Source organism: Legionella parisiensis (genome assembly GCF_001467945.1).
Taxonomy (GTDB): Bacteria; Pseudomonadota; Gammaproteobacteria; order Legionellales; family Legionellaceae; genus Legionella; species Legionella parisiensis.
In genome coordinates this window covers 839844-864849 of record NZ_LNYQ01000013.1, presented here as the reverse complement: position 1 = coordinate 864849, position 25006 = coordinate 839844, and the positions used below count along the sequence as shown (strand labels likewise).

Here is a 25006-nt window from a genome sequence, read left to right as displayed (position 1 = left end):
TTAGGTCGCAAAAGGTCGTAGCAAATCCTTCTTTTTTACTAAAGAAATGTTCATCAATACCCAATACTAGCGGACAGGGTTTATTGATTAACTCTCTGTGTTGCTCTTCATAATGGCGCTGATACCAGCGCTCTATAGTGGCTTTGCCTTTCTTATAGCGCTCAGATAAGTCCTTTTGCGATACTCCTCGGCTATGCTCATGAAACACTGCCGCTTGAGCTCTCCAAGTAGCGCGTTGATGTTTATTGATACCGGGGAATTGTTGATTACCATAACGACAACAAGCATGACAATATAGCTTATAGGCTTTAAACCTCAATATACTTCGACGATGCCCTATTAACTCATGATGCACTGTCCTGACATACGATGATTTCTTGCGTACACTCTTACTTTGGCAATGGCCACAGCGAGCTAAGCGATTATAGCTTACATCTAATAATAATGGTTGATATCCGCTCACTTTTACTATGGAAAATCCAGGTAAATTTAGGATAAGATTGTACTTCGGCACTTTAATCTCCTTTTGATCGCTAAATCAAGGACTTAGTTTAGACTAAGTTGATTAAAGTGCCCCCTTAATTGGTGTAGAGCCTTCATTCGTTCTTAATGCAGTCAATAAGCCGCGCTGATATTGTATTTAAGGGTCAATTTGTTGATAAGTCTGAAGACTCATCTGATTCAACAATCGAATGAGATGGAAACGATCAGCAACGATCTTTGCATTAGGAAAATAGCGTTTCAAAGCACGATAACTACTACTTAAATCGATACAGACGACACAGACACGATTTTTACCCTCTAATACTCCCAAATCGTCTCCTGAACGACCTTTATGTTATATTTACCCAAATCACATAACGCGGTGATATAACCTTGCTTCTTAGTAAATGCACGAATCCCCATTCATCAGGTGCACAAAAATACCAAGTATCGTTCACATAAAGGACTTAATAACCGGGTGGAAATGGGCATCAACCTACACGCAGTAAGGAAAAATGCCTTATTCGTTTCAAATCACCAGCAGGGGGGCTCAGAACGTCCTGGCGCCTATGAGTAAAACCAGAAATCTCTTTACTGTGGCCTTTGGGCTACACTAATGCAGTTTCTTATCAGAGAAGTCGATTTTATAGGGCTTAAGAAATTTGGAGTTCGGCTGCGGAACAGCTTCTTTGCGCCTAAAATTCGAAAGCCCTATACTACTTATCATGTTCAAAAGCTAAGTTGACGATGCCAAAAAAGGTATTATCCTTTATAAGTCAAGCCTACTGCTAAAATATCTACCCATGGTGTGGCTGTTGCCACTAATGAAGGTCGCGCTGGTGTATTTGGCGGCGCAGAAATAGGAGCATTAAACTGAAATACGTGTGACCATCGACCAAACGCACTGAAGTTATCAGAAAATGCATATTCGCCACGGATAGTAGAAGACCACGCGTCGCTTTCAGGTAGCGAAATATCTCTGAAGATATTATTAATAGGGGTTTGCGCATACCGTGCTAATCCTATTATCGTTACTTTATTAATGACTTTTCGCGCACCAAATTCAGTAACCCATACATTTCTATAATACAAAGGGACTGTAAGCTGGGTCACTCCACCAAGCTGAGTACTAACTGATGTCGGCAGGTTAGCCACGATGGTTTGGAAGTTTGACCAGTGAACATAGCTTAATTGTGCAATTAAGCCAAATTCTTCATTAAGGGCTTGAAATACTCCTAAGCGAACCATATCAGGCCTTATTACAGACCCAGTAGCATCTCCAGAAGCTCTAGTGCCTCTGGCCCCTACGACAGAAGCAGGTCCACTTAAATGAACATTTTGATCAGAAAAGTAGCCTAATGAAATATAGCTACCAAGCCATGGTTTTACTGCAACACCAGCATGCCAACCAACTTGCCAGCCATCTGCTTTAAGAGTAAATGGAATAGAGCGAAATTGAGGGACAGCAGAGTTTGGAAATCCAAAGTTTGTATTTAGTTCGGCCGTTGTTTTTAAAATATCTAAGCCGACACCAAAGGTAAACTTTTCATTATATTGATATGCCAAATTAGGCGCAATATTATATCCATTGAGCTTCGAGCGCCATATTGAATAACGCAAGGGCGAACCCTCTGGATAAGTTAAGTCGTTAAGGAAGCTTTGCCCCGCAACAACGCCCACTAAAAAATTATTATTAATTCGATATGTTATTTTTCCACTTGGCAAGGTATAAGTTTCTCTGATACTGACATCAACATTTTGGCTAAGCGGTGCAAATGCAAATCTAGATGGAACGGCAGGAAAATTTTGAACCCCATCAAGAGGAATATTGACAATAGGATAAATAACCCCAGCAGAAACATCATATTTTTTTGTTCTGCCCATATCAGCAGGGTTCACCCACGAAAATTCATTGTCAAATCGACCACCTTCAGCCATGACCAAGCTTGAAGTTAAAAGTAAATAACATCCCAGTATCTTTTTATCCATATATTTTCTCTATAAAATTTTAACTTGATTATGAATATCATCTAACTTTCTCAAAATCAACTAATATTATTACAGGGCAAAATTGTTTAAATCATGGTGCTCACCTTCCTTCGTATGGTTTATTGATGCATTGTGCGTTTTGCAATAATTTTTGGTAACCACAAGTTTTTCTAGCAAATACCATGTGACAAGAGAAGAGCACTGGAAAGAGAAGAATAAAAGATAAATGTTTATACAACTCTTCATTACATTTAACATAATAAAGTAGCTGGCTTGGTGTAACAGTGCAAACTATAAATAAAGTTGACTATACCTTTAAAGAATAGTATTCTAATTCCAGCTAGAAAATGTCTCTTTTTATACTCTCCAAATCGTCGTTTTATTCATTTAATCCCACGCTGGTAGTTTTTTAATTCTTGACCGGTTTCCGGCTAAATTCGCCTATACAGGCATTATAATAAACACTTAAGGATTACTTATGTCTAAAACAGTAAATGGAGTAGTTAAATGGTTTAACGAATCGAAAGGATTTGGTTTTATTGAGCAAGAATCTGGGCCAGATGTATTTGCTCACTTTAAAGAAATATTAAGTTCTGGTTACAAAACACTCACAGAAGGTCAGCAAGTCCAATTCATTGTGACCCAAGGCACAAAAGGTCTTCAAGCACAAAATATAATAGCTCTTTAATTTAAGCAGTAATACTATTTAACCACTATATCTCTTTGTAGCTGTAGTGGTTCTTCGACGAAATGAGGCTGAGGCAAATAAAATTTATGTTGGTAACTTACGCTTTTGAGGTACTTAAGAGACATTACAAGCAGATTTATCAAGGTATGGTAAATGAATAGACTCGCTTCTTTATAATCAAAGATCCCTGTACTGACCACATCAAAGGTTTTGGCTTTCTAAGCTTTAGCTCCCCACAAGAAGCTCAATCCTGCTTTCTAGCAGATACACAACGAGTTTACATAATTAAAATAACAATGTCCCACAATCCATTCATTGGGAAATATTAATGAACTGGAAAATCAGTACACTAACCCGATTAGTGCCCGAAATGTTTCTACTCTGTCTTGCTTCAGGTAAAAAGATAAAACTCACCCCATTGACATCGTTGGAGCATGAACCAAAGATGCAAAATCAGCAGGCAACACAATTGATAAAATGAACATCACCACCATCTACCCCTATGTTGCCATCCACTATAGCCAGGAAGATCAAGCGCAGACCATCAGACTTCGAATCAATAAATAACCTAACCTTGACTATACGAAAAAATACTCGTACAACTTTAAAGAATATCATCTTTCTCGCCTCAATGTTCATGGCAAGCTTAATTAATTTCAGAAAATACGTGCCCATACTTTTTTTACTATTATGTTCGACATTGCATGCCTCTTTTATTGAACAAACAATTGGAACTGCTGTAGTGAAGGATGCAACAGCCGTTTACTTTAATCCTTCGGCATTAACTATTTCACCTCATCAACAATTTATCCTTCTAGGCACCCTGGCAAGGGCGCAATTCGAGTTTAACGGGAGTGCACAAAAAATACCTTTTGGGGGTTCCGAGTCGGGATCGACCCTCACTAAATCCAATTTTTTCTTGCCTTCCATGTATCTTAGTATCCCTATAAATGAAAAATTCGTTATGGGTTTTGCTGTCGTTGCGAATGATTTTAATCGTGAATTGGATAACCAACCCATTCTTCGCTATATCCTTGCACGCAATCAAACGAATAATATTGATTTTATTCCCGCGCTGGGCATTAAAATCAATCCATTTTTTTCCATAGGAGGAAACCTTAATTTTACCTACGCACATCTCATCCAGGAGCCTATTGCTGCAGGTATACCCCGCTTGAATATTCCTGAAAGCCATAGCTTAAATGACAGTAAGGCAAACAGTTTGGGCGGTGATTTCGGCATACTAATTAAACCAGGTAAAAGGACAGCTTTGGGGGTTAATTACCGCAGTGCGGTGACTTATCATTTACAGGGTAGTAGTTCGATAACTGGTTTACAGAGTATTTCTTCGAAGGATTACCATTTTAAATACTGGACGCCAGCAAGAAGTGTCATGACACTAAGCCATTTTTTCAATGAAAAAATAGGCTTTGTAGGAACTGTTCAATACCTGCAATGGAATATCTTTAAAGAGGTTTCTGTTTATAATTTTGCTACGCAGGCCAGCTCGAAGGTCTTTATTGTCCCCCGCGCGCTCATTGATTATCACTTACACAACAGTTGGCTTCTGACCCTCGGGACAATTTATAATGTTTCACCTAAATGGGTTTTCCGAGTAGCAGGAACATATAATCAGTCACCCTCGAATGGGAGATTTCAAATAGGGCCTGGCGACAGTTTGATTACTGGTTTTTCCATGGGATATCGATTGATGACCTACCTCACTGTTGATTGCGGCTATGCTCATGCTTTTTATAGAAAGGAACCGATTGATATCCTGACCTCCCAGAATATTATCACTGGCAGTAATGAAGGCTACCATGATGCAGTCTCACTCAAATTTACGCTCACTGCTTAATGGGGAACCTGAATCAGACAATAATTAATTTTCTTGAGTCTAACGTTGTTTTGATCCTCTCTTGAATAATAAGCATACTCCTTGCTTAAGAGATATTAGCTCGTCAACAAGGAGCACAGCAAGAGCAGTTGTCTAACCCAAACATATCGTAAATGCCGTTGTTTTTTGCCCTAAAAATTATGAAAGAAGTAAAAGTGTTTTCAGGTACTTTTTACAGCATGGAGTGAATGAAATAGATTGCTCTTTTTTTCGATTAATTATCCATTCTTATATTCCATATAATTATCTAATCGGGCTGGCTCTTTTTTTTCTTCCCTACTACCAAATAAGCCCATTTTGAACTCTCCTGAGAAATTCATCTTTTTTTCCGATGTTTTTTGAAGATCATTTTTATAATTTTCTTCAATCACTTTTTTGACTAAAATATTGGAGTAAAGATTTTTTGTTTGTTTAAAACCCTTAGGAGCCCCATTTGCTGGTGGTGTCATTCCATGATGATCAGCTAAATATTTTGTAATCCATGCCTCTTCATATGTTTTACCATCCACCGCAACAACCGGGTTTTTAAATATTTCGTTAGTTTCTTTACATATCAAGCATGGGGGTAGTTGAGAAACATTTACGCCCGGACGTTTGTAATGCGTTATTAATTCCTTCACCAATAGATTGGGAATTAAATCATCTTTCGTTAATGGTTGTCGTGATAAAGGATCCATTTTTAAGTCAGTTGCTGTTTGTATGTCGTAAGTAATACCAGTAGGAACAATAACGGGCTTTTCAATAGGAGTAAAAGTTATTGAATCTTCAAACAGCTCTTCTACTTCGGAAGCCAATTTGCCAAATTTAAATAGCAAAGGATTAATAATTTCCGGTCTTCCTTCGGTGATTAAACAGGTAAGAATTTGCTTTTGTTGCGTCTCAATTAGTTTTTTAAAATATTCCTCCCCCTCTTCAAGTGTAAAATGGGACATCGGCGCACCAGCTTTTAACAAAGCACGAGCCACTTCAATTTGACCAGCCTGTAGTGCGTGGATCAAAGGAATATCGTATTGAGAAAGCATGGTTTTATCATTGGGATGAAGAACAGCAATTGCCTTAATACAGTTCCAGGCTTTACAAGTAACTGCCAGTTTCATGGGTGACAAACCCGATTTATTCAACATCGTCAAACTGGCTCCATAATCAAGCAGCAGTTGAATTAACTCAATATTCCCCTCTTCCACCGCTTTATGTAATCCGGTATTAGCATTGGTATCAAGGGGAGTATTTGGAGAAACTTTTGCCTTTAAAGACTCCTCCATTGCTTTTAAATTCCTCTCTGCAAATGCTTTTTTGTAATTTTCCCTATTTTTTTCCTCCATCATTTTCTCAAGGGAATACTTTTCCTCAACTAACTGTTTAACAAGGCGATTCTTATATAAAGGCCTATTAAGCTGCGGATAACCACCAGGAGTTTTGTTATTGTTTTTTTGCAAATAATCAATAATCCACGCTTTTTCGTACGTAAATCCATCACTAGTAACAACGGGTTCTTTATACACCTCCTTGGTTTCGGGGCATATTAAACAAGGGGGTACTTCCATTAAATTAACATTAGGATGTTTATAATAAGCCAACAACTCATAGACGATTCGATTCGAAACCAATTCACCCTGCTGCAATGGTGCTCTGGTAATTGGATCATGAACCAGCTTTTGAATATCTTGGGCGTTATAGGTGGTTCCTTGCTGGCTGATGACGGGGTTTATTAGCTCTTCACCCATAATTATTTCTTCAAAATAGTCTTTTACTTGATTCGGTAAAACACCAAATTTCATTCGAAATTCTTTACTTCCTATTAATAAAACATGAATCATGTCATTCCATTGATTGGCAACCATTCGTTGGTAATCTTGTACACCCTCATCGGTATTAAAATAACCGGGAAGTACTTGCATGCCTTGTTGAAGTAATAGCATCACTATATCTGGTTGATTAGTTTTTAAAGCGTGCATAAGAACTAATTGATATTGAGCCATATTACTTTTATCAAGTGGTCGTTTTTCCAAAATAATTCTAATAAGATGCCAGGATTGCAACTTCAAGGCTAACTCAATGGCTGTTAATTGATTAGTGTCTCGAGAATTAAGCTCAATATGGTTATCTAAAAATAATCTAACCATATCGGCCCTCTTATTAGTAATGGCAACATGTAATCCAGTCTCTTTATTAGGACCCAATAAAGCATCCACGGAAAATTCCTTTCGTGATAAAGCACCTGCAACAAGGAAAATGTCGTTATTACTGATTGCAATTAAGTACATTAATTCTTGAATTACCGGAGATACGGATAAAACGGCGACCATTTCATCCTGCTTGTTGGCCACAAGTTTTTCAAAATAAAGTTTACCTGCAAGAGTAGTAAAATATCTCATTGAGGCACCCGCATTTACCAAAACCTGAACCAACTCAACCTGATGGGTACGTAAGGCTGCGAGTAACGCCGCATCAAGCGATTCGTTATGTACAGGATTATTTTCGAAAATTGTTTTAATACAGTCCCAGGCTCTATTCTCCAAAGCCAAATCTAAAGGAGTTTTACCTTGCTTATTTTTACGATTTAAAGCTGCTCCATTTTGCAAGGCAAGCCGAATTAATTCTAAATTTTGGGTTTTTACGCCAACATGCAAGAGAGTATTAAATTGGGCATCAACGACTATATTAACAGATACCTTAGCCGCTAATAGTTGAGCAATTTCTGCAATATTACCCTGCTGAACCGCTTGATGATATGCCTCCCTTGGGGAGACTTTTTTCTCAATCTTGGGTTTCTCTATCTCCATCAGGTTATTATCAGATACTTCTCGCTTGCTCCCGTAATCAGCAATGAGTTGATAGCACTCCCAAGCCTCTGTTTCTGCTGCCAATTGAAGGGGTATTCTCTGCTTTTTATCGGCAAGATTAAGATTTGGTCCATATTGTAATAGTAATGCAATTAATTCTTTATCTTGTTGTTTTACCGCCTGATGAAGTGCTGTGCTCGACTCACTATCAATGATCATGTCGATAGAAGTACCTGATTCAAGGCATTTTTTAACTTGGGTAAGCTCCCCTCTCTTCACAGCTTCGATGAATGGATGTGTCACCGATTCGTTTTGAGTAGAAAGGAACGCTTCTAACAAATTCTTATCAGCAACCTCTAATTTCAGATTGTTATTTACCAAACAAAAATCAGCAATTATGGATAAACATTCATAACTTTCATTAAAAGCCGCTACCTGGATAGCAGTTAAGCCCTTTTTGTTTTTAAGACTAACATCAGCGTTATATTTTAATAATAATTTTAGTAAATCTTTATTTTGCACCTTTACGGCATAATGTACGCCTGTATTCAGATCTTTATCACGGATATTAGGGGAAACCCTATTAACAGTTAAACAATGTTCTACAGTGCTAGTATCATTATTGGATAATGCAGTTAAATAAATTTCACGTACAGTTTGAGTAGCATACACAGCGGTATTCTCCTTAAGAATTGAATTGCTGAGGTAGAATTTCTGCATTCCACCTCAAGGAGTTAGTTTCTATTTGAATTGCCAGGGGCAAAAAAACTTTGGTTATCATTGCCAGGCGATCCTCTATCTTTAGGCGCCACTTGATGAGAGGAACACCCGTGAAATATTGAATCAACCTTTCTCTTGAAAAAAACTGCCTTGTTAACAAAATGCTGATAAGTCTGACTAATATCTTCCATGTATCCAGCTATGCGAATGGTATTGGCCACCTGTGATTTGATTTTTTGATGAATGGCTTCACTAGCATTAACCTGTTTTAACACCTCAATTAGTTCTCCAGACGATAATTCTTTTTGGAAGTCTCGTAATGCTAAAAGTCCTTTACGTACTCGCATTAAATAACTTGTTGGTTCGCCCGCTTTAAGCGCCTTTCGAATATGCTCTGTTAACAACAGATCAAAGTTGGTATGAAACAGCCTATTTTTTATAACCGTTTTGGGAATATCCGATAGAACGTTCGCTAATTGTTTTAATTCCACGTCACTTGGCGGTTGCAAAGACATTTCACCAAAATCATACAACCCCAGCCGATGGTTATGATGACGCAATTGATTACCATGTCGGTCAGAATCAAAACACCCCCCCTGAAGAATGTTGATGAGTTCCACCGTGATGACTGCTTTAGCAATGGCGCGGCGAATTTCCTTGTCTTCCGGTGTCTGGTTAGGAAGTTCATTAAATTCGGTACCATACATAAGTTCAATGAATCGATAGCCTTCACCACTTTTAATCAAATGAGCCGGATTTATGGTAAAAGTATGGGGTTTATCATCAACGTGCACAGTGATGGAACGAGCGTAAAGTTTGGCTGCAATTTGATTTTGCTGCTCACTTAACTTTCTGTCCATTTCAATTTTCGACAGTTCTTGGGCCTCACTGATGATCGATAAAATACTCTCGCGAATAGGTTTCATATCAGGGTGCGAGCAAGCATCAATGGTCCTTTGCAAATGCCTAAAACCTTCTTGCGCATTTTTTGCTGCATGTTCACGCAACATCAATAGCACCACGTCCTGTCCATCTTCTAGCTCTACTTCCAGAGCTAAGTTATAGGAGGCCGAGCCTAAAAGAGCTCCAACACGTTTAATCATTTTGCGATCGTCACGAGACACCACTTCGCGCAAAAGTCGCCATAATTGCCAACGGTGAGGTGGATTCGCTCGTCCCTTCAAGTGATCCAGATCGCGGCGGATATGTTCAGGGGTATTCGGATGACTATGAACTGCCTGAGCTAGTTTGACATAGGCAGGACCCATATGTTCACATAACATGGCCAACTTTTTACCCGCGCTAGGTGATTGCCCAGCCCCATTCGACTGATTGGTGGCCACTAACATGCCTGCTAATAAATGGCTGCGAATGTATTTATCCGCCGTCTCTAGGTAAGCTTTAAGCAAAGCGTAAGCAAAATTTTCCTCTTTATCTGTTTCAGCATGCGGGAATAATTTATGAACAACGTAGGAAAAGGCTTCTTCGTATGCATCCTCCATCTCATCTGCAGTTTTTACTTTATTGGCAGGAATAAGCAAGTGATCCACAATGACCGCTCGCTCTTCCAGACTTACGTCCCAGAACTGGGCGTAAAGAGTTCTTAACATTAACGCAATAGTTCCTGGCTTGTGCTTCTCAATTTCTGCTAAATTGTCACTGTAACCTAACCGTTTTGCCAGACCGTTTATTTTATTATGGGTTAATAAATAACTGGAAAATTTATCGGTTGTTTGACGACTAATCGGAGAAGAAATAAATTCCAAAAATTCCCTTATGTCGTTCTTATCTTCGCTTAGTTTCCGAGAGGCTGCGGCCAGTCTACTAATAGAAAAATCGACTTTGTCCTGATTTGTCGATAAATACTTATCTGGCTCTAGCAAAATGCCTAAATGCTCAGTCACTTCCCACTGTGATTCAATGGTATTGGCCAATCTAGAAAGCATTAATGTGACATCTCGTTTTGCCATATTTTTATACAGACGATTAATCACGCCGACTATCTTTTCCTTATATTCCTGAGATTGGTCATCCTGTCCATATTTATCTCTTAGGTCTTGAACTAACTGTGCAATGGCTTCATTACGCAAAGCAATATTACCAATCGGAAGACTGATTGAATTCTCCACGAAGAGCAGCTCTTCCAATGCTTGGATACGCTCATCGCGCCCTGAAATTCCTTTGATCCGCTCGATAACCAGCCGAGAAAAATGTTCTTGTACTTCGGGGGAGGGAAATATCAGTTGTGAATCAAACATACGATAGATAAGGATTAAATCATTGGGTGTTAAATGGCTTGTTCCACTGGCTTCTTGAGGTAAACTCCAGAGAAATGATTTAAATATGTCGGCACGGTCGACAGGATTATGCACAAACTGGTTAGCAAGTTTTAGTAAGGTTATTGTCTCTTTGGTCAATACCTCATAATTTCCGTATTGCTTTAGATGTTCCTTGAAAAAGCTGACTGAGGCAGAATGGAACAGCAGCCGTTCTTGATTTTTAACTAAAGTGAGTAGCTGTTCCAAACAATCAAGACTGAGTGTATCAAAAGGCAAGCGAAAAATATGAATATACACCTGAGGCGGAATTTCATAAAGATACATTGAGATAGTATCAAGTAATTTCAGTTGTTCTTCTGTGGTAAATAAATCAAATTTTTCGTCCTGGAATTGCTGATTAATAAAAAATTGAACATAGGGAGTGTTATAATGTAACGCTGATTTTACTTCATTAGAAATCAGTTGCAGATGCTCCAGATCTCGCTTATCTTCTCGCCCCAGGAAAAAACTTTTCACAACGGCTTTCTCTTCTGGTGTTCCAGTCATAGCTATATTCGTAAACTCAGAAAGCAGAAATTGAATAGCTAAGTTGTCAATATTGCGAGCCTGATCTTCTGAAGGTTTGATTAATACAGACCAATTCAAATCATAATACTGCTTAAATTTATTTTCAAAAGACTCCTCACTAAAAAACATCTCGAAGTTGACGTTAAATTTCTGGATTACATTCTCAGATAAAAAATTCAATACAGCCTCATAATAATCTTCACAACCATATGCGGCAAACTGTAGAGGCAATTTAGTCATTGGTTTGTATTCAGAATAATTAATGACGAAAGACAACAGTTTTTTTTCAGGCAATAAAGACCATAAGTTTTGATCGCTAGTCACACCAAGGCGCCATAATGTCTCAGCAATAATAGAGCTCTCATCCTTTTTTGCCCATTCAAGATGACTCGACCAAGGTACCTCAGTCACATCATCCTGAGGTGCAAAAGTATTCCAGTTAATGTGCTCGCCGATAATTGAACCAAAAAATCGCTCATTTCCGACAGGCATGCGCTGATGCACTTGCTCAAATTGATAGGTATGAGCTCTTGCCCGGCCACGCGACAGGTTTAAATGACCTATGTATTTTTCTTGTAACGCTTTTAGGGTCTCGGCCGCCTCTTTTGCTTCTTCAAAGCTATTTGCATTGACAAACGTATCAATTGCATTGTTTATGACCTTAAAAAGTCCAAATGGAGGTACCCGGACATGCCCAGCTAAATAAGTTCGACTCGTGAAATGTTGATGAACAAGAGCCAGATAAACATGTTCAAAGGATGGGATTCGCAATTCAAAAGCCCGTTCAATCAATTCGTCCGCGGCTTTCTCCACTTCCGCATCATTCAAATTAATATTCATCGCATACAAAATCGAACAGAAATCCCTGACCTTAATTCCAATTTTAGAAGTTACTTCATAAGGTAATAATTCAACCGTTAGCTCTGCTAATTTTGACTTTAAAAATTTGAGTTTCGCTACGGTATTTTCACATGCATCACATTCTTTTTTATAAAAAATATCTCGGCTAATCGGGGAAAAAGCATTTAAAAGGTTAGTTGGTAAAGACGTTTGTTGTTTTTCATCACGTTCATTTTCTTTGATAGCCAACCAAGTTAACAAATTTTTAATACGCTGATGATAATCCGCTAATACCACTTCTCGATAATCATGAACCAAATAGAAAGGAGTGACATTACTCACATCCCATTTATGTTGTTCCTGAAAGTGAATGCTTTTTCTTAAGTAACTAATAGCTGCTTGTACATTATGACATTGGTCAATCGTTAATTTATCGAGTTTGAATTGCTCATCGGCTGAAATCTCATAATAAATTCCAACCCCTTCGTGTTTAATGTAAAGTAACTCGTTGGCTAAAGCGAACTCTAATTCTTCAACAGTATAAACGCCATCTTGCATTTGCTTAAGAAAATCGCTGTGAATGACAATCGCGGGCTTGGTAAATCCTGCCAGCGAATTAACCAATTTATCCCCTGTTGTTGTAATAAAAATTTCAAGGGGCTCTTCGAAATTCTGGGGACGTAACTTATTAATCAGTTCAGTAAGAAATGCCTTGGTTTCTTCGAATTCAACTTCATCCAACGAATGCAATTGATGTTCTTCCATCAGCAGCGATCTACGTTTTTCTAGGTCTTCGTTCCCTGTCATCTGATAATATTTGTTCGCATCATGGATCGCAGAGCTTAGATGATAATCATCAACCGTAAATGGGATAGACTCCCATGTAGCCCCCTCTGGGTACGAAATATAAAAATAAGGTAAAGAAGAATAATCCTCTGTAAGACAGGCTAGTCCATTCCATGGGTCTAAAAGGATCCCCCCCCATTGGCTGATGTCATTGAGAGGACTATCGGGATTTCGGTCAATGACCAAAAACGTGTGGCCATCGGCAGGGTTACCCTCATCATCAAAGTATTCAATAGTAATTTTCTCAACGATGGTATCTTTATCAATTAAATATTCATCATATAATCTTTTAAGGGCAATGCAGGTATGTTCCTCACAAAATCCCGTACTGATTCCCGGTTTATCGAAATATTCTGCCTCTGCAAATATTTTTGATTTTTGAATTGTTTCTATAACCTTTTTATCCCCCCCCATTTGAGAAAGCAGAGCATTTTCCCGTTTAAATTGCTTTTGAAAGGCATCTCGATGTTCAACCAGTTCATCAATTTTTTTAAACCGATAAGCTAATTCTTTATCGGTAATCGTTAATTCTTCGCCCTGGCATAAAATCTCGATGAACTGATCAGCATGTTTTTCAAGATAGTCATCCATTTCTGTAACGTTAATAGCGCTGCTTCCTCTTCCAAGCAGTTTTTGAGATCTTGCAATTTTTTCACACAAAATCGAAGATTGTTTGAGGATAATTTGTTTTAAACTTTGCTTCTGATTATTGCTTAGAGTGTGCGGCGATTTTACCTGCTGATCGTGACAAAACTCCCGGAAGCGCTCATTAATGAATTCAAAAATATAGTACTCGATTTCCTTTTGCCTTACATAGCCTTCATACGCTTCATACTTCTTATCATGAGCATCAAGATATTCCATTTCATACATACATGATTCTAATTGCTGATCTTCAGGAGTTTCTGCCCTTCTGTTCTGTTCGTATGCTTTTATTTTGCTCCGATCAATCTGTTCAAACTCTTCATATCGATTCGCTGCCAAAGGAATTTTTTGATTAATTGAATTTTTAATCTCAATACATTTCTTTAATAATTTATTTCTCTGTTCTTTATCTTTCATATGAATCTCACTAATAGTCGGCTTACAAACAAGCTACTTGCTTTAATTTTGATTATTTTGTATATAAATAAGAGCCACTAATCAAATATTAAGAAAATATTAAGACCCATATAACGGTATCGTTCGCCTTTTACACCACATTGCATTTTCATTTTATCAGCCTAACTTACTGTATATTTCGATCTTTTTATCAAGATATTGATACAGTTGTTATTTTTATCTTCAATGAGAGAACGTTACACGCTATATGAAAAAATTGACTTTGCACAAAGAGCGACCTCTTTCAAAAGATCAGTAGCTATGCTGTCTTAGATAATGTACGTGACTCTCAACAGAATATTCCAGTTGAGACTTAGCTAATCTCAATTAGAGAAAAGACTTGAAAGTTTGGGGGTCGGGAGGAGTTGTAGCAATTCTAACAATATCAATAACATCCGAAGATGGAAATTGAAATAAATGTCTTCCTTGAGAAGAAAGAGTAATGCTGTTATGTATGTTACGCTCATACATTTTTCTATTTAGAGCTTCATTTTTTGGCATCTTGCTAATAACTAGCCCAGGGTTAGCGGTACCAATCCCTAAGTTGTTGGACGCTTGATTGAAAGCCTGGAAAAACAAAACATTCATGTAGAAAAAAATTTTTACGAACAATTTGTTGAATTATTGCACATATGAAATGATTTAACAATAGGTAGTTCAGAAAGTCACCTGAATACGTTTTATCTTCGTAAAAATATAATTTCACCAATGCATCCAAACAACCAAAAAATAAAAAATGTACTACAGATTTTTCTTACTCTAAAAGGGATGACCAAAAAAAAAGCGCCACATCGCAATTAGCTGGTTTTATTCTGGTTTTATTAATGAGTAAATTGGGTTCGAATCAAGGTGTCGGGGGTTCAAGTCCCTCCGGGCGCGCCATTTTAAATCTTTTAGAATCCATATACTATGATTAACACATCAAGAAGATTTCTAATTCTTGCTTAACTTTTTTAGTAATAGTGCGAAACACATATATAATTTAGCCTATGCAGATTATATAAAATTAATCGTTAACCCGAGTTGATTTTATGAAAAAAGGAATTTTCATATGGCCAAGAAAAGAGATAAACCCATTGTCATTATTACAGGTTCTAGTGGTAAAATAGGGACTGCGCTTGCTCGTGCTTTAAGAAACTCTTATAAAATTGTAGGCTTTGACCAAGATAAAGATGCCTGTGAGATTCCCTGTGATATTACATCAGATACCTCTTTAGCTTTATCTTTTCGGTTATTTAAAGAAAAATATGGAAATAAAATTGCCGCTGTGATTCATCTTGCAGCCTATTTTGATTTTACAGGTGAAGAGTCTTCTTTGTATCAGTCTGTAAATGTAAATGGTACCAAAAATTTACTCCTGGCATTACAGGATTTTGAGGTGGAACGATTTATCTATGCTAGTACCATGCTCGTACATGAACCTTGTATTTTAGGGGAAACTATCAATGAAAATGCTCCTCTCCTGCCAAAATGGTCATATCCAAAATCCAAATTAGAAGCAGAGAAAGTAATTAAAAAATATCATGGAAAATTACCTTATCTAATTTTTCGCTTGGCAGGTTTGTATGGAGATACAACCTGCGTTCCAACACTTGCCAACCAAATTGCTCGAACCTATGAACGAGACATTAAAAGTCACTTATATGCGGGGGATTTAAATGTTGGTCAGTCATTTATTCATCAGAAAGACTTGATAGAGCTTTTTAAAAAAGCTCTCTTATACCGTAATGAATTATCGCAAAAAGAAATTATTTTAGCAGGAGAGCCCAAAACACTCAGCTACAGGAAATTACAAAATCTTATAGCTCAGTTAATTCATGGGGAACAATCTCCTCTCTACAAGGTTCCCTCTAGTGTCGCTAAAGTAGGTGCTTGGCTGGAGCATCAGACAGAACCACTGATACCGGATGACTTTGATCAAGGCGAAAAACCATTTATTCGTTCATTTATGATAGACCTTGCTTCAGATCATTATGCTTTGGATATTACTAAAGCCAAAAAACATCTTCATTGGGAACCAAAACATTCAATTGAAGAAACCCTTCCTAAAATTATCGATTCTTTAAAGGCTGATCCGGAAATTTGGTATAAAAAAAATAGATTAATCCAACCAGACTGGATGGTTGCCATTAAAAATAACCCGGAAAAAATACGCTCCCTCTATGAAGCCAACTTCCGCAAACAACATCAGCAAAACCTGTGGGCACATTTTTTAAATATGGGTTTTGGTTTGTGGCTAATCACGTCGCCTGCATCCTCAGGATATACATCTTATCCTCTAATATTAAGTGATATTATTAGTGGTAGCGCCCTTATTTTCTTTGCAGCTTTAAGCTTATCCTGGCGTTTATCATCCGCTCGATGGATTTGTGCTTTAATTGGTCTGTGGGTACTATTCTCCCCTTTGGTTTTTTGGGCGCCTACTGCGGCGGCGTATTTAAATGATACTCTTATTGGCACACTAATTATTGGTTTTTCTGTAATAGTTCGGCCTGACATAGGAGTAGCACCTAATGCTGCTTTAGAAGGACCGTTTATTCCTCCTGGATGGGATTTTTCGCCTTCAAGCTGGTTCCAGCGGTTGCCGATAATAATCTTGGCTTATATCGGTTTTTTTATTTCACGTTACATGACGGCTTATCAACTCGGTCATATTGATCATGTCTGGGATCCATTTTTTATGGGAGAATTATCAGATGCAAAAAATGGAACCGAAGAAATAATTACCTCTTCTATATCTAAGGCGTTTCCAATCCCAGATGCAGGGTTAGGTGCTGCAGTTTACATTTTAGAAATTTTAACAGGTATTATTGGTGACTCAAATCGGTGGCGTACAATGCCATGGCTGGTTCTTTTGTTTGGTATTATGATTGTACCATTAGGAATAGTCTCTATTACCTTTATCGTCATTCAACCTATTCTTTTAAATACATGGTGTACTTTATGTCTAATCGCTGCATCTGCCATGCTCATTCAAGTCCCTTATTCCTTTGATGAGTTAATTGCAACAAGTGTTTTTCTTTGGCGAAGATGGAAAGCTGGCAGGCCATTTTTGAGAATTTTATTTGTTGGTGATAGTGATGATGAGAGAGGCTCTAGAAAAGGAGTAGATAATTTTGAGCAATCACCTAAAATAATTCTACGAGAAATGTTGAGAGGTGGTATAACTTTACCCTGGAATTTAATGGGATGCATACTCATCGGCATTTGGTTAATGTTCACGCGCATTACTTTAGACACGACGGGTCCAATGGCTAATAGTGATCATCTCATTGGCTGCCTGATCATAACGATAACCATAACAGCATTAGCTGAAACAGTTCGTATTTTGCGCCTACTTAATTTATTTTTAGCCGTCGCTTTGTTTATTACACCATTTATTTATCATGCATCATCATTGGGAATTTTTGCAAGTCTCATTAGCGGCGTGCTTTTATTCCTTTTATCCATTCCGCGCGGGAAAATCCGATCTACTTATGGAACTTGGGATAAGAATATTTTTTGATCTATGTTATTACGGAAAATTAATTTCGCCCGGACTTTAAGTTTTTTTAGTTTTGGGATTTGACTTTATTTTTTGCTTAGAGTCTTTATGTTTGTTCACTTTGTCACAAACCTCTCCTGTACGCGGATTGTTAGGTGTAATATCGCAAATATGCTCAATATCGGTGATCTCAGGATGTTTGTTATCTTCCTTTTCTTTTTCCATGGCTATTCCTTGAAGGGATAATTTATACATATAGTAAAATTTTAACAATTAATCCAGGCAGGAAATAGGTAATCATTCATTATAGCTTGTCACCTTCTATTTCTAATCTAGAAATCAGTTATACTAAAATTTGGCAACAAACATTTTCATCCCGATTTACCTGATACTAAAAAAAAGCAATGGAAAAATTAGCCATGGGGGTCTTGGAGAGAATGTATCTGCAATTTTCTCATGTATTTTGGGGCTATTGTCTCTGGAAAACAAGCAGAACAAATGGTGCAGGAAAGTAACGTAGAAATAGTACATGATTTAATGCGTCATTTACGTACTATCTATGGTAAGAAAGTACCTCAACCGGGTTATTATAAAATTACCCATTGGTACTCGGATCCTTTTAGTTATGGTTCCTACTCTTTATTAAAGTGGACGGCGATGGTAGCGCATACAATGATTTAGCCCAACCTGTAAAGCAGCGTTTGTTTTTTTGCAGGAGAAGCGACTAATGCAAAATTCCCTGCCACTGTGCATGGCGCTTACTTATCTGGCCTGCGAGCAGCAAAAAAAATATGGGCTGTTGAGAAAAAGATCAAATCACCTTAAGAGCTCTATTTAAAATCAAATAGTTAGCTCCGAATAGGCCTCCATCTCGTCATTAATGGTTAAAATTTATCCACCAAACCCCTATGAATAAAATAAATACTATGGAATAATTATTAACCAATTTCACTAATATTAGTCTATTTATATGAAAATAAAAGCAATTTTATTAATGATCTCAATTTTTTCTCCTATCGCTTTGTTCGCCGGTACTGCAACTTGTCCTTTATCAAACGGAATCAATGTACATACCTCAAAGCGAATTTTAAATATTTGTAAACACGGTACTGTAATTAAGAGTTTTAAAGTAGCCCTCGGATATAAAGGCGTTGGTAAAAAACATTCGGGTGATAATAAAACCCCAATTGGTTTATATGGATTAGCCCATCCAAGGAAATCCAATCAATTTAAAGTCTTTATTCCCATTCTCTATCCGACTTCAAAGCAACTAGCTGCAGGATATACTGGTAGAGATGTAGGTATCCATGGGCCAACTCAGTCATCTAGGGCGTTAAATTGGTTAAACAACTTACCCTACTCAACGCGTGGATGTATTGCTGTTGGCAAAAATAACTATATCGAGTACGTGGCTAATTGGGTAAAAGCCAATCCTGGGGCTAAAGTTTTAATTATTTAAAGTTGATATTGCTATTTCTTCGTACAAAAAGCACAAGTAAATAGGCATTTGCTTAAGCTTAAACTTGGTACATGTTTTTCCATTCCCTGCAAAGCAGACACTCTTCTTGTGCTAAAATTAACAATCAAGACTAAAGATAAGATTGCATCAAAGATAATCTGTAATATTTATGCACAATTCATTACCTATCACTATGGAGCTTATGCATGACTTCATCATCAATGGATCTGAGTTTGGAGAGCAACATAAAATCTTAGAAGTATGGAATCAAACTGAATCTCAATATCCCAATAAGATCATACCCGAATTGTTTGAAGAACAAATTGAAATGGTATTAGATAAAGTCGCGTTGATCTATAAATCAAATACACTTACCTACAGAGATCTTAATGATCAAGCGAATCAATTAGCGCATCATTTAAGAGAAACAGGAATCAAACAAAATACTTTAGTCGCAATCTGCATGGAGCCCTGTTTTGAATTATTAATCGGTATTTTAGGAATTTTAAAATCGGGAGGCGCTTATATCCCATTGGATCCGAACAATCCTGTTGTACGTCAAAAAGCTATATTATCAGATTCATGTGCAAAAATTATAATTACACATTCTCAACTAGCGAATCAATTTGAGGAAATGACGACATCTCAAATAATCTATTGGGATACAATCAAAGCAAAGTTATCCACATATCCTACCATAAATCCGAAGTATATTAATAAAAAGAATGACTTAGCTTATGTAATCTACACTTCAGGGTCAACGGGAAAGCCTAAAGGCGTAATGATAACACATCGTAATGTAAATCATTTTGTGCATTGGTTTGGTACGAGCATGGCAATTTCTTCGGAAGATATTTTTGATTTTTCATCTTCCATTTCATTCGATTTCTCAGTGGCATCTACTTTATTTCCTTTGTTAAAAGGAATAAAAATAGCCATTTGCCCTGAAACTGATAAAAGAGATCCCTATTTATATTTAAAGCATTTGCAGGATGCACATGTTTCTATCATTAAAATCACACCAAGTCATTTCAGACAAATCAATAGCATTGTATTGGACGAGAAAAAAATACTGGACTTAAAATACATTGTCTTTGGTGGTGAAGTTTTGTTAGCAAGAGATATCAAAGATTGGTTAAAAAAATTTCCAAAACAGAAATTATTTTGTGAATATGGTCCAACGGAAGCCACTGTTGCATCATCATGGATTATTATTGATAAAAATAATATTGATCAATATAAGCATCGAATTCCAATCGGAAAGCCTGCATTAAATACGAAGTTGTTTATATTGGATAAAAATATGCAACCTGTATCTGTTGGTGCTTTAGGAGAATTATATATAGGTGGTGATGGTATTGCCAAAGGATACTTAAATAAAAAGAAACTCACTGAGATGAAATTTGTTAAAAACCCCTTTAACTCAGGTAAATTGTATAAAACCGGGGATTTATGTTGCTATTTAGAAGATGGAACTATTGAGTTTGTTGAAAGAGAAGATCATCAAATTAAAATTAGAGGGTTCCGAATTGAAATTGGTGAAATTGAAAAATGCTTGGCATCATATACAGGTATCCAAGATGTTGTAATCTTAGCAAGATCAGAGCGTGAAGAGTTTGAAGAAAAACAATTGGTTGCCTATTGCACCCCCAAGGACTCGGCAAAATTAGATACAAATGATTTACGTGATTATCTAAAAAATCAATTGCCTGATTACATGGTACCCGCATTTTTTGTGATTTTAGATAAGTTTCCATTGTCTGCAAGTGGTAAATTAGATATCCATAAATTACCTGAACCGAATGAATCGAACCAAATTATAAAACCACGAAATGAAATGGAAATCATACTTAAAACAATTTGGTTGGAAACATTAAATTTAAAGCATATTAGTATTGATGATAATTTTTTTGATTTAGGTGGCAATTCATTATCGGCGGCTCGATTGATTACAAAGATTCGAAAAATCACCCATAAAAATATTTTATTAAAGGATTTATATAATACAGGAACGATTGCTCAACTTGCTAATGCTGTCATTAATGCAGCCGATATTTCTGATGATGGAGATAGAAATCATCGCCCCAAACCTTTAAAGGCAATGCCATTAAATGAATTGCAATTTTTGCTCTGGTTGATGAGATTATTTTACCCCAACTCAAAAATATCCAATATAGTAACCAGAAAACGTATCGCTGGAAATTTGGATAAAAAAAAATTAGATAATGTCTTTGAGTTAATATGTAAAAATCATCCAATGCTATGCTATCGCCTGGCAAGGTATTCACCTTTGCAATACCCACAGAAAAATATTCTTCAATTTAAAATCCTCGAAAAAGACATTAGCAGCTTGACATTGGAAGAACAAGAACACGAATTACATGTATCGTTAGATGAATTAGAAAATCGAAGATGGAAGAATAAGCTACCATTAATCCTATTTAAATTATTCCACCTCGGGAATAATTCTTGTGAAATACAAATCGCGTTATCTCATTTTATCAGTGATGAAATATCAGCAGAAATTGTGTTAAATGAGATGTCTCATGCATACGTTGAATATAATAAAGAATATGGGGCAGTCAGGCAACAGGAATTAGTTTTTTACGATTATATTCTACGTGAACAAGAAGATCTTAGTAAAAACTTATCAAAAAATATCGACTTCTGGGATGATTACTTAAAAAATATTCCCTTGCTGGTTTTTCCACGAGATCAAATTTTAAGTAGCATAAATTCCTCGTGTACTACTTATTTTGAGATACCCAAAAATAACTTACAAGGGTTACATCGCTTTTGCAAAAAACACCGAATCGATATTGGAGATACGTTGACAGCAGCAACTGGTTATATTTTGGCTCCATATATAAATGATAAAAATAAAATAGCGATCATTAATTTTGTTAAATCAATTCGTGAAAGTGATATCTATGATAATGCGGTAGGACTTTTTGTTCGAAATGATGTGATTAAAATTGACTTAAATCAATCAGCGACCCTACTCAAATTAGCAAAACAAGTACAGAATTCGCGAATTGAGAATTATTATTATCAATCATGCCCCGCTATAATAAAAATTGCTTTTCTTTTGCAAAAAGATTGGAAAAATAAAAAACTCAGTAATTTTTTTATAAAATTTTTAGCAAAAATATATACACGTGTCTTTTATAAACATAAATTAAATTATGAAATTTTATTGATGTTTGGTCGAGTATTTTTAGCACGCAAAAAACATAGCTTTTTTGTTAATATTAATATCATGAACCATTTTATTTATTATAACTCGGAAACAAAATTGTTTGGGTTTAAGCAAAAACCATTTAAAGCTTATCATGGTGATAAGTTAGTTGAAAAAAATGTATTAAATATTTGGTTTGATCGTGATGAACATGGTAAATCATATCTCATAATATCGGGTAATTTAAGACCTGAGTTTCGAAATGTTATTGGTTCCAATTTATTGGAAATGATTGCTTCATGCTCATTGGAGTGAGTTTTAAAGAGTTAAAGAAATTAAACTTTATCGTGCTCCCTTGAGTAGAGCCTTTCATATGTAGTAAGGATATTATCTAAAAGCATGATCCCTTTTTTCATCCAGGGATAGACAAACAGTTTGGCACCCCATTAACTCATATGTAATTTTAACGCGCAGTGTTTGAAATAATCTATGTACTTAAATAACGTGCTCCAACATTCTAGACGAATGTTCGGATCATTTGCATTAACGGTATGAACTGCATCTAAGTCAGTAACTTTTTCATCAGTCACATAGTAACATTTATTATCTTTCAATGATGAAATAACCCGCACTAAATTAAAATTCTCAAAATGGAGCATACAATCATCTGGCACAGCAAAACCCGATGGTAATAATCCTTGTTTCACTGCAAAGATGTAAGCATCCATGCGTTCTAAATATTCATTATTACTATAAACGCAACGCGATTTTATTTTCGAATTAGCATGCGGACAAAAACTTTCTTTAAACCAACCTAAACAAGGCAATGCTTTATATTGCCCAGGCGTAGCATCGCTTAATCCTGAATGAAAAGGATACATTCCACCAGCACTTACACCTGCTAAAATGGGTAACCGTTTTTCTGATTTCAATTTATTTAGGACAAAAATAAATCCCGACTTTTCCCATATTTCCAACATTTTTTCTGTGTTGCCACCACCAACAAAAAGTATATCTTGTTGAGTAAGATGGGTTTCAAGTTGCTTTTTTGTTAACTGTGATTTTGTCAAAATTAACTCTGAGGTAATGGCACTTTTTCCAAATTTTGCACGAACAAATCGAGTAAAGAAAAGCCGTTCGATCAACCTATCGTTACCGGCCGTGCCGATATAACAAAAACGAATACTCGACTTTTTAATTAAATCAAAAGCGTACTCCATGAATCGATTGAGAGTACGATTTAAATTCATGAAATTACTATCATCAAAGCTCATTAACAACATATGACTCATGTCGGTCTACTATTAAAGAAAGGGATTAATAAGAATATATCGATATGCCTCACTTATAATTATAGCATGTAACAGTAACTTTATTTTCACCATGACCCTCCATTAACTCATCAGTTCCTCACACGCGTCATTGTAAAGAATGCTTCATTGCTCCTGACGGCTGCGTATATACCTCTCTCTAGAGGGAACAACTGTAAAAGGAGAAAAGATAGGCCGCACCTTGCTCTCGTAATCGTGCCTATAGCCGACAAAACCAAGCCAGCAAAATTTCTTGTGTTTTGGATCAAACGTACTTCGGATTCACACTATGTTGAAGGCGCATCCGAAGTGCACTTGATCACTCGCCCAAGTTGGGGCGACCTACAGGAAGGAGCGCATTATGAAAATCGTAGTTATAGGCGGTACCGGGTTGATTGGAACAAAGCTCGTGAACAATTTTCGCGAAAAGGGGCATTAAGTCATATCCGCATCACCCGCTTCTGACATCAACACCATCACTGTTGAGGGGCTCGCAGAAACACTTGCTGGCCAACGGTGTGGTCTTGGTTTTTCCAGGCAACCTATTATCTTGTCAAGAGTTAGGTGTAGTAGTAAATGTTCTTGGATTGGCGGTATTTTACATAGTACACCAGGGTATAAACGGCGGCAGCAGCCAGCAAATGTTTCAAGGTATGTCCGCTTATTGATTTAGATGTTAAATAATAAATCATTTTATCTAAGGCCTCAGTGAGTTTGGCTAAACCAAATAAAATAAGACTGATTGCAAGGAAGTAATTACGATTATATGATGTGGGAAAAAATAATAAAATGAATATGATCATGATTAAAGGATAACCCTGTGACCAAATATATAAGCGCATATCTCCCTGTCCCCATCGCTCACTAAGTTCCCAGTACAAGGTACAGAGAGTTGCTATCACAATAAGTGGTGATAATAAATAAAAACCAATCGAACGATGAACTCGTTCTATAAAGATTGCGGAAAAAAAAGACATTAAAAGAATTCCCATAGGAACTCGATCCCAAAACAATGTCACGTTATTTGGATGTAAATGGTAATAGGCTGAACCGAGTCCTGTTAAGATGGTGCCGATAAACCCGAGAAGGTATGCCCATTTAGCTTCTGGAATGAGTTCGCATTGAGCCTTGGAAGGACGATAAATGGTTTTTAAGCCTAAGTAGCCCGCAAAAATAAAGGCTAGATTAGACATCACATCAGAGAAATTACTAATGAAAAATAGAGTGTGTTTATTAGCGAAATCATGATAGTTCAAAGGCTGCACGATTGGAGGAATTAAACTTATAACAAGAGTCGTAACTACTGTAAAAATCAGAAGAAAGGCAATAATTTTATCTTGAAAATTATTTTTAATCACCACTTCCTAACCTGGCATTTTAAA

Annotated in this window: 13 protein-coding genes and 2 pseudogenes; 7 read left to right on the top strand and 8 right to left on the bottom strand. The window is 36.7% G+C overall.

The features are described 5' to 3' along the window. From Lpar_RS09865 to Lpar_RS09860, 3 genes and pseudogenes are all read right to left on the bottom strand, one after another. On the bottom strand, positions 1 to 514 hold a 514-nt coding region (locus Lpar_RS09865; RefSeq protein WP_162264356.1), incomplete at its 3' end, for a helix-turn-helix domain-containing protein. 63 nt (positions 515 to 577) lie between these two features. Continuing rightward, positions 578 to 894: pseudogene (locus Lpar_RS18515) on the bottom strand (transposase); the annotation flags it as partial. Positions 895 to 1245: 351 nt separating this feature from the next. Then, positions 1246 to 2472, bottom strand: coding sequence for an OmpP1/FadL family transporter (locus tag Lpar_RS09860; RefSeq protein WP_058517788.1), 1227 nt, complete (start codon positions 2470 to 2472; stop codon positions 1246 to 1248). Between the two features lie 478 nt (positions 2473 to 2950). On the opposite strand from Lpar_RS09860, the gene Lpar_RS09855 reads away from it, so the two are divergent. The 3 genes from Lpar_RS09855 (at position 2951) to Lpar_RS09845 (ending at position 5018) form a co-directional block, all read left to right on the top strand. Beyond that, a complete protein-coding gene (locus Lpar_RS09855; protein WP_058517787.1) occupies positions 2951 to 3160 on the top strand; it encodes a cold-shock protein in 210 nt (69 codons plus the stop codon). Between the two features lie 328 nt (positions 3161 to 3488). Then, the gene (locus Lpar_RS18860) at positions 3489 to 3641 is read left to right on the top strand and encodes a hypothetical protein (protein WP_156416200.1); all 153 of its coding nucleotides are present in this window, start codon (positions 3489 to 3491) and stop codon (positions 3639 to 3641) included. A 186-nt stretch (positions 3642 to 3827) separates the two neighbouring features. After that, positions 3828 to 5018 carry an OmpP1/FadL family transporter gene (locus Lpar_RS09845; protein ID WP_237759386.1) on the top strand — a complete coding sequence of 397 codons (1191 nt, stop codon included), beginning with the start codon at positions 3828 to 3830 and terminating at the stop codon, positions 5016 to 5018. A 257-nt stretch (positions 5019 to 5275) separates the two neighbouring features. Here the strand turns inward: Lpar_RS09845 and Lpar_RS09840 are convergent, their stop codons facing one another. After that, complete coding sequence (locus Lpar_RS09840) at positions 5276 to 8512, bottom strand: ankyrin repeat domain-containing protein (RefSeq protein WP_058517784.1); 3237 nt, start codon at positions 8510 to 8512, stop codon at positions 5276 to 5278. A gap of 62 nt (positions 8513 to 8574) precedes the next feature. Beyond that, complete coding sequence (locus tag Lpar_RS09835) at positions 8575 to 14154, bottom strand: hypothetical protein (protein WP_058517783.1); 5580 nt, start codon at positions 14152 to 14154, stop codon at positions 8575 to 8577. A 1090-nt stretch (positions 14155 to 15244) separates the two neighbouring features. On the opposite strand from Lpar_RS09835, the gene Lpar_RS09830 reads away from it, so the two are divergent. Continuing rightward, positions 15245 to 17698 carry a vitamin K epoxide reductase family protein gene (locus Lpar_RS09830; protein WP_058517782.1) on the top strand — a complete coding sequence of 818 codons (2454 nt, stop codon included), beginning with the start codon at positions 15245 to 15247 and terminating at the stop codon, positions 17696 to 17698. A 36-nt stretch (positions 17699 to 17734) separates the two neighbouring features. Here Lpar_RS09830 and Lpar_RS18855 read toward each other — a convergent pair whose 3' ends face one another. Beyond that, a complete protein-coding gene (locus Lpar_RS18855) occupies positions 17735 to 17902 on the bottom strand; it encodes a hypothetical protein (RefSeq protein WP_156416199.1) in 168 nt (55 codons plus the stop codon). Positions 17903 to 18133: 231 nt separating this feature from the next. On the opposite strand from Lpar_RS18855, the pseudogene Lpar_RS19360 reads away from it, so the two are divergent. The 3 genes and pseudogenes from Lpar_RS19360 (at position 18134) to Lpar_RS09815 (ending at position 22629) form a co-directional block, all read left to right on the top strand. Continuing rightward, positions 18134 to 18502 (top strand): annotated as a pseudogene (locus tag Lpar_RS19360) (FAD-dependent oxidoreductase). Positions 18503 to 18647: 145 nt separating this feature from the next. Further along, complete coding sequence (locus Lpar_RS09820; RefSeq protein WP_058517780.1) at positions 18648 to 19136, top strand: L,D-transpeptidase family protein; 489 nt, start codon at positions 18648 to 18650, stop codon at positions 19134 to 19136. 202 nt (positions 19137 to 19338) lie between these two features. Further along, the gene (locus Lpar_RS09815) at positions 19339 to 22629 is read left to right on the top strand and encodes an amino acid adenylation domain-containing protein (protein WP_058517779.1); all 3291 of its coding nucleotides are present in this window, start codon (positions 19339 to 19341) and stop codon (positions 22627 to 22629) included. A gap of 131 nt (positions 22630 to 22760) precedes the next feature. Here the strand turns inward: Lpar_RS09815 and Lpar_RS09810 are convergent, their stop codons facing one another. Both Lpar_RS09810 and Lpar_RS09800 read right to left on the bottom strand, forming a co-directional pair. Continuing rightward, a complete protein-coding gene (locus Lpar_RS09810; RefSeq protein WP_082650361.1) occupies positions 22761 to 23606 on the bottom strand; it encodes a Type 1 glutamine amidotransferase-like domain-containing protein in 846 nt (281 codons plus the stop codon). A 578-nt stretch (positions 23607 to 24184) separates the two neighbouring features. Then, positions 24185 to 24982 carry a ceramidase domain-containing protein gene (locus tag Lpar_RS09800; RefSeq protein ID WP_058517776.1) on the bottom strand — a complete coding sequence of 266 codons (798 nt, stop codon included), beginning with the start codon at positions 24980 to 24982 and terminating at the stop codon, positions 24185 to 24187. Positions 24983 to 25006: the final 24 nt, after the last annotated feature.

Excerpts from the sequence above, each read along its gene's own strand:
- Lpar_RS09855 (WP_058517787.1), top strand. The coding sequence starts at position 2,951 with ATGTCTAAAACAGTAAATGGAGTAGTTAAATGGTTTAACGAATCGAAA.
- Lpar_RS09820 (WP_058517780.1), top strand. The coding sequence starts at position 18,648 with ATGAAAATAAAAGCAATTTTATTAATGATCTCAATTTTTTCTCCTATC.
- Lpar_RS09815 (WP_058517779.1), top strand. The coding sequence starts at position 19,339 with ATGCATGACTTCATCATCAATGGATCTGAGTTTGGAGAGCAACATAAA.
- Lpar_RS09860 (WP_058517788.1), bottom strand. The coding sequence starts at position 2,472 with ATGGATAAAAAGATACTGGGATGTTATTTACTTTTAACTTCAAGCTTG.
- Lpar_RS18855 (WP_156416199.1), bottom strand. The coding sequence starts at position 17,902 with ATGGAAAAAGAAAAGGAAGATAACAAACATCCTGAGATCACCGATATT.
- Lpar_RS18860 (WP_156416200.1), top strand. The coding sequence starts at position 3,489 with ATGAACTGGAAAATCAGTACACTAACCCGATTAGTGCCCGAAATGTTT.
- Lpar_RS09830 (WP_058517782.1), top strand. The coding sequence starts at position 15,245 with ATGGCCAAGAAAAGAGATAAACCCATTGTCATTATTACAGGTTCTAGT.
- Lpar_RS09810 (WP_082650361.1), bottom strand. The coding sequence starts at position 23,606 with ATGAGTCATATGTTGTTAATGAGCTTTGATGATAGTAATTTCATGAAT.
- Lpar_RS09835 (WP_058517783.1), bottom strand. The coding sequence starts at position 14,154 with ATGAAAGATAAAGAACAGAGAAATAAATTATTAAAGAAATGTATTGAG.